Below are 1,377 nucleotides of genomic sequence, written 5' to 3'. Positions count from 1 at the left end.
GGCGGCCGGCGACGCGGCCCCGGCCGACGGCTTTCCCGGCTCGGTGGGTTTGCCCGACACCGGTCCGGTGGCGGTGGCCGCGCTGGCGGAGGGCGAAGCGGAAGGCGGAGACGCGGAAGGTACGGCGCTGCTGCCCGTCGGCCCCGGCTTGGCCGGCGCGTCCGTCTTCGCGTCCTGCGGACGGTTGGACGACCCGGTCGGCCCGCTGCCGGACAGCGCGCTGCTGCCGGTCGGCCCGGGCTTGGCCGGTTCGGAGGCGATCGGTCCCGCCTTGGTCGGGTCGGGCTTCGCGGAAGAGGCGCTTGCGGAAGCGGCGGTCGCGGACGGCTCGGCCGGCTTGCCCGTCACCTTGGAATCGGCGGGTCGGGACGAAGCCTGATCTCTGGTCGCGTCCTTGGCCGCTTCGGCAGATTTGGCGCCGTCCCTGGGGCCGTCCTTGGGTGAAGTCACGGGCGTTCGCTCCATTCAGCCGCCGCACCGGCGCAGTCTGCTCCCATAGAAGAGCGAAACCGCGCCGTCATCCATCGGAACCGCTTCCGGGTTCCTTCTCCGACACTTCGGCTCGCTCTCCCGTCCCCATCGGCCCGCAGGGCGCGACGAGGGCGTTCAGTCCGAAGCCGCGAGACCGGCAAGGAGAGCCTCCTCGCTCGGGCGCGCCGCCACAAAATGGGCCGCAACGCCGAGCTCGACCAGTCCCGCGGCCACGTCCGGGGAAAGGCAGTAATGCACCAACGCCCGAAACGCTCCGCCCAAGTCGGCCTCGCGGCACAATCGTCCGGCGGTTTCGGCGCTGCGTCGGGAGAAATGCAGGGCCGCCTCAAGCGGCGCGTCGCCGTCCCGTCCGGCCAGCGCCCGCGCCGCCGCCTCGGGCAGGGCCGCCTCGGCCAGGGCCGCGTAGGCGGTCCAGGTCGTGACGCGGTAGCCCGCGGCCGCGAGGCTCGCCGCGGGCTCGGCCTTGCGGTCCTCGCCCGCGACGTGAAGGAGGCTGCCGCCGGATCCCACATTTGCCGCGACGAGCCGGGCCAGGGCGGCGGCATCGCCGTCGGCGCAGTGCACGGATCGCAGGCCCGCGCGCTCGGCGCGTTCGGCGGTGCGGCGGCCGACGGCGAAGACCGGCGCGGCGGGAAGGCCCGCCCCGGCCAGGGGCGCGGCGGCGTTGGCGCTCGTGAGGATCAGGCCGTCGAACCGGCCGGAGGGCGGCGGCCCGTCGCCCGGCCCGATCCGAAGCACCGGCGCCACGAGCGGCGCGTGGCCGAGCTCCGACAGACGCCGCGCCGTGCGTCCCGCGCCGGGCTCGGGCCGCGACACCCAGATCCGCATGCCCTCATCCTTCCATCGCGCTTCCATCGCGCGTCCGTCGCGCCGTCCACAGGCTGC

The 1,377-nt window shown here is 75.2% G+C and carries 2 protein-coding genes; one reads left to right on the top strand and one right to left on the bottom strand.

Going from position 1 to position 1,377, the window contains the following annotated elements; all coding sequences use genetic code 11:
• Positions 1 to 379 (top strand): hypothetical protein (locus MFF42_RS26140; protein ID WP_238258864.1); only part of this gene is annotated, 379 nt, incomplete at its 5' end.
• A gap of 227 nt (positions 380 to 606) precedes the next feature.
• On the opposite strand, the gene MFF42_RS26135 is transcribed toward MFF42_RS26140, so the two are convergent.
• On the bottom strand, positions 607 to 1,320 hold the full coding sequence (locus MFF42_RS26135) for a uroporphyrinogen-III synthase (RefSeq protein WP_238258863.1): 714 nt from the start codon (positions 1,318 to 1,320) through the stop codon (positions 607 to 609).
• Between the last annotated feature and the right edge of the window lie 57 nt (positions 1,321 to 1,377).

The organism is Methylorubrum podarium (assembly GCF_022179745.1).
GTDB lineage: Bacteria > Pseudomonadota > Alphaproteobacteria > Rhizobiales > Beijerinckiaceae > Methylobacterium > Methylobacterium podarium.
The sequence above is the reverse complement of the archived record's forward strand: the minus strand, read 5'-3'. Positions and strand labels throughout refer to the sequence as shown.